This is a genomic window from Rhodococcus sp. HM1 (genome assembly GCF_023218075.1).
Classification (GTDB): Bacteria; Actinomycetota; Actinomycetes; order Mycobacteriales; family Mycobacteriaceae; genus Rhodococcus.
The window spans coordinates 1-1,654 of the sequence record NZ_JALPTB010000167.1; the positions used below are offsets into that span (position 1 = coordinate 1).

4 protein-coding genes are annotated in these 1,654 nt (G+C 66.8%); 1 reads left to right on the plus strand and 3 read right to left on the minus strand.

Annotation, left to right across the window (positions count from 1 at the left end; genetic code table 11):
• Positions 1 to 66 precede the first annotated feature (66 nt).
• Together M1M07_RS32200 and M1M07_RS32205 are read right to left on the minus strand one after the other, a co-directional pair.
• The gene (locus M1M07_RS32200) at positions 67 to 405 is read right to left on the minus strand and encodes a hypothetical protein (RefSeq protein ID WP_248676760.1); all 339 of its coding nucleotides are present in this window, start codon (positions 403 to 405) and stop codon (positions 67 to 69) included.
• A gap of 15 nt (positions 406 to 420) precedes the next feature.
• Positions 421 to 765: a hypothetical protein gene (locus M1M07_RS32205; protein ID WP_248676761.1), complete on the minus strand. Its 345-nt coding sequence runs from the start codon at positions 763 to 765 to the stop codon at positions 421 to 423.
• A 119-nt stretch (positions 766 to 884) separates the two neighbouring features.
• On the opposite strand from M1M07_RS32205, the gene M1M07_RS32210 reads away from it, so the two are divergent.
• Positions 885 to 1,253 carry a hypothetical protein gene (locus M1M07_RS32210; RefSeq protein ID WP_248676763.1) on the plus strand — a complete coding sequence of 123 codons (369 nt, stop codon included), beginning with the start codon at positions 885 to 887 and terminating at the stop codon, positions 1,251 to 1,253.
• Positions 1,254 to 1,307: 54 nt separating this feature from the next.
• On the opposite strand, the gene M1M07_RS32215 is transcribed toward M1M07_RS32210, so the two are convergent.
• Positions 1,308 to 1,583 carry a hypothetical protein gene (locus M1M07_RS32215; RefSeq protein ID WP_248676764.1) on the minus strand — a complete coding sequence of 92 codons (276 nt, stop codon included), beginning with the start codon at positions 1,581 to 1,583 and terminating at the stop codon, positions 1,308 to 1,310.
• Positions 1,584 to 1,654 lie beyond the last annotated feature (71 nt).

Consider the following 1,654-nt stretch of genomic DNA (forward strand, 5'->3'; position numbering starts at 1 on the left):
CTCGCGGCCGGCGCCGAGGCGGTCGACTCCGGCAGCGCCGGGCGCAGCGCGATCGAGGCGCCCACGCTACGTGCCCTGCGGGACCCGCAGCGTCACCGGAACGCGCAGCTTCCCGGCCGTGGTGAACACCGCCGAGCTGTCAAGCGGATGCGACCACTGAAACGTCGAGCCGTTCCAGCACGACAGGTGCGTCACGGTCGTCGACGCGGGAATGTCGAACTCGAGTTCGGACCCGACCACGTCACCATCGGACGCTCCCGCGGTCCACGTCAGGGTCTTGCGGGCGTAGCTGCCGCCGGTGACCTCGGAGTCACCGGTCGTTCCGGGGTCGGCGGTGTGCGCCGAGAACGTCGCACCCAGGGTGGACAGTTCGACGGCGAGCGATTCGCGAACAGCGGTGCTCATTTTCATGGGTGTCTCCTAGCGGGGTGTGCGTTCGATCTGGCCCTCGTACCAACAGAAGTCGAGGGTGTCGGTGGCCGGCGGTTCGACCGGATAGTGCGGGTACAGCTGGTAGGTCAGGCCCTCGTCGATCAAGTCAGCGTCCTCCGACTGCACCCAGAACTCGATGTAGTCCGCGGTGACCTCGAGCGCCGGCCACGTCGCGATCACGGGGGCGCCGACCTCCGAGCCGTCGGTGATGACGATCTCGGCGGTCGTGTCGTCAGGGAACGGCGGGTCGTTCGGGTGCCGGTTGTAGCGGTGCACATAGTCGGCGCCGCGGGTCAGGATCAGCGGTTCAACGATCGGGGTGTATCCGCTCACGACACCCCCTGAATCCAGGGTGATGACAGTGCGGGCATGTAGCCTCCTGCAAGATGAAACCCCCGCGAGAGCAGGCACTCTCCGGGGGTGTGACCGACTGCTGAGGAGTCGATGTTCCGATGATAGTGACGGGTGCGTTCCTGGCCGACGATGCGACCGCGGTCAATGGGAAGCTCTATGTGTGGGGCGGTGTACTTACCTCGTTCACCAGGCCCACCCCGACTGCCCCGTCGGAGATCACACCGATGCTGGTCGTGCTCACCCAGGCCGAGGACGGTGACACCACCGGAACCGTGCCTATCGAGATTCACGGACCCGACGGCAACGTCCAGAGGGGCAATCTTCCTGTCCCGGAGATCACCAGAACCGGAACACGCTCCGGATTCTTCTTCGCACGGGTTTCCTTCCACGTGCCTCAGGACGGCCGGTATTCCATTGTGGTTGGGTCGGTGTCGATCCCGGTCGAGATAGACACCAATACAGACTAGCGGCACCAGCGCTTCCCGCTCCCCCAGCGCCGACCACGGTCTCCACCCGAACGCTCACGCCGCCACCTCGTATCCAGCGAGCTGCAGCGCCAGCGTGTGCGACGGATTCGGCGACACGTGCGTGCCCGCCTGCGGGCGCACGTCACGGCCGAGGACCGCGCCGGTGTCGTCGGCGAGGACCACCACGACCTGGCCCTGCTGCCCGTAGGCGGGCTGACGGGTGTAGATCACGATGTGGTCGGCGCCCGCCATCGGTGGGTCGATGCGGTACAGGCGCGCCGGGCCCGGATGCCCACCAAGGTCCCCGTCGACGAGTGTTGCTGTGCCCATGGGATTCTCCTGTCAGTAGAAGCGGGTGGTGACGAAGATGGCGCCGCCGGCACCGTTGCCGCCGTTGCCCG